This window comes from Pseudomonas sp. 05T35, assembly GCF_056396605.1.
Genome location: NZ_JBFTLU010000566.1, coordinates 1 through 2,476, shown reverse-complemented (window position 1 = coordinate 2,476; position 2,476 = coordinate 1). Strand labels below are relative to the sequence as shown.

Here is a 2,476-nt window from a genome sequence, read left to right as displayed (position 1 = left end):
GTCATTGGATGGCCTTGGTGAACCGTTGTAAGTGAAGGAGTTTGCTCCATAAACGCTCTCGAATGCTTTTTTCTGACAACCTTGCGGCAATATCCTGCATCGTTCTGCATGATTCAGAGCGAACGGTTACCCTGTCGACTCACGCCGGTAACTACAATCAACCTGTGACCGACCGCCTTCTTCCGAGAGCCACCACCATGTCCGCCACAGCGCCCACCATCCTTGTAGTCGAAGACGATAGCATCGTGCGCATGCTGATCGTCGACGTGCTGGAAGAACTCGAGTTCAAGGTGCTGGAGGCCGACAGTGGCAAAGCAGCGCTTGCCCTGCTCAACGATAGCGCGCAAATCATCGATCTGCTGATGACCGATGTGGGATTGCCAGAGATGGATGGCCGGGAGCTGGCCGCTCAGGCGCGTGTACTGCACCCGGCGTTGCCGATACTGTTTGCCAGTGGTTATGCGGAAAGTATCGACGTGCCGGAAGGTATGTCGGTGATTGGCAAGCCGTTCTCTATCGACCAGTTGCGCGACAAGGTCCTGAGCATGCTCGCGGCTTGAGCTCAGCTTTTCTTGCGCACTTCATTCAAGGTACTGGCCACTTTCAAGTGCCGGTACAGCAAGGTCGACGCCCATTCCCGATCGCCCTGCTCCAGCGCGTCGATAATTTCCAGGTGCTCACGGCAGGAGGTGCGGACCCGTTCCAGGTTCGACACGGTATGAAATTCGGTCAGCCGGCGCAGGCGGTTTTGCTGCTGCAGGGTTTGCAGGATGAAGCTATTGCCGGATGCTGCAGCCAGTAACTCGTGAAATTCGGCATTGGCTTCGAAAAAGCTCAGGCTGTCTGGAGTCCCTTCGAGCAGCGCCTGCTGCTTTTCACGGCAACGCTGCAAGCGTTCACGCGGCAGATTGAAGGTCGGTTCGAGCAAGCCCGCGGGTTCCAGGAGCATGCGGAAGCGATAGCTTTCGAAGCGCTTTTCGGCCGAACCCAAGGTGGGTAAAAACATCCAGCCGTGCCCGTGTTTGCGCTGCATCACGCCTTCGTCGGACAACCGCAGCAAGCAACGGCGCAATACCGCTTTGCTGGCACCGTAGCGACGCAGCAGGTCACTCTCCATCACCTGATCGGGAATCGCCTGAGCCAGTCGATCATCGATCAGCCGCTGATACAGCTCCTCATCCTCACCGATCGGCAGACTGACCTTGGCCAACTCATCGCTGAGCGGTGTATCCAGCACGCAGTAACCCTGATGGGGCAAGCGCCCGATCACCTGCTCTTGCGCCAGATAGACCAGCGCCCCGCGAATCGGCGAGCGAGACACGCCAAAGCGCTCGGCCAGTTCGACCTCTTTGAGGTGACTGCCGGGGGTTAACTCGCCAGACCTGATCGCCATGAGAATCTGCGAAGCGACTTTGGTCTGGAGTGCGGTGGGTTGGGTCATCGAAAAACGTCCATGAATCAGCTGTCAGACGCTAACTCATGAATCGGCAAACTTCCAGTCAATACAAGCGCATAAGGCGTCGCTGGGCGATTGCCGGGCACAATAAACATCATCAGCTGTGGTTTAATTGCGCCCCTCATTTCTCCCCAGCCTTCTGCCCGCATCAAGGAAATCCCGTTCATGAGTCAGCCCCGCGCAACCAAAGTCCTGGTCATTGGTTACGTCTGGCCCGAGCCGCGCTCATCCGCAGCCAGCGGACATGTGATGCAAATCCTTGAAACGTTTCTACAGCAAGGCTGGGACATCACGTTCAGCAGCCCGGCCGGTATCGGCGAACACAAGGCCGATCTGGCGGAATTGGGCATTCGTGAAGTCCCCATCGAGCTGAACAACAGCAGTTTCGATGCCTTCGTCAGCGATCTGGCTCCAGATATCGTGCTGTTCGATCAGTTCATGATGGAAGAACAGTTCGGCTGGCGTGTCGAGAAACATTGCCCTGGCGCCTTGCGCGTACTTGAGACCTCTGATCTGCAGAGCTTGCGACATGCCCGCCACCAGCGGCTCAAGGACCGCCTCAAGGCCAGTGACGACGCCAATGACTTCAGCGAGTTGTTCGCCCCGGCGTTGCGCGAAGAGTTCGAGCTCATGGCCGATACCGATCTGGCCAAGCGCGAAATTGCCGCGCTGTTCCGCTGTGACCTGAACCTGATGATCTCGGAAGTGGAAATCGAGCTGCTGGTCGAGCAGTTCAAACTGCCGCGCCAGTTGCTGCACTGGTGCCCATTGATGATCGACCCGATCACTCAGCCGTTCACACCCTTCGAGGACCGTGCGCATTTCCTCAGCATCGGCAATTTCCGCCATGCGCCGAACTGGGACGCCGTGCTCTGGATGAAAACCACCCTCTGGCCACTGATCCGGCAACAACTGCCCGGTGCGCAACTGCACATTTATGGCGCTTATACGCCGCCAAAGGCGACCGCGTTGCACAACCCGAGCCAGGGGTTCCACGTGATGAACTGGGCCGAAGACGCC

The 2,476-nt window shown here is 57.8% G+C and carries 3 protein-coding genes; 2 read left to right on the top strand and 1 reads right to left on the bottom strand.

Annotated features, from left to right (window positions below; translation table 11 throughout):
* The first annotated feature begins 197 nt into the window (after positions 1-197).
* The gene (locus AC1DH9_RS27270; protein WP_427537383.1) at positions 198-560 is read left to right on the top strand and encodes a response regulator; all 363 of its coding nucleotides are present in this window, start codon (positions 198-200) and stop codon (positions 558-560) included.
* A 2-nt stretch (positions 561-562) separates the two neighbouring features.
* Here the strand turns inward: AC1DH9_RS27270 and AC1DH9_RS27265 are convergent, their stop codons facing one another.
* The gene (locus AC1DH9_RS27265; protein ID WP_427537386.1) at positions 563-1,441 is read right to left on the bottom strand and encodes a GntR family transcriptional regulator; all 879 of its coding nucleotides are present in this window, start codon (positions 1,439-1,441) and stop codon (positions 563-565) included.
* Between the two features lie 180 nt (positions 1,442-1,621).
* Here AC1DH9_RS27265 and AC1DH9_RS27260 point away from each other — a divergent pair.
* Positions 1,622-2,476 (top strand): glycosyltransferase (locus tag AC1DH9_RS27260; protein ID WP_477809144.1); only part of this gene is annotated, 855 nt, incomplete at its 3' end.

What these genes read in the sequence shown, in the direction of transcription:
- AC1DH9_RS27270 (WP_427537383.1), top strand. Translation starts at nt 198, where the DNA reads ATGTCCGCCACAGCGCCCACCATCCTTGTAGTCGAAGACGATAGCATC.
- AC1DH9_RS27265 (WP_427537386.1), bottom strand. Translation starts at nt 1,441, where the DNA reads ATGACCCAACCCACCGCACTCCAGACCAAAGTCGCTTCGCAGATTCTC.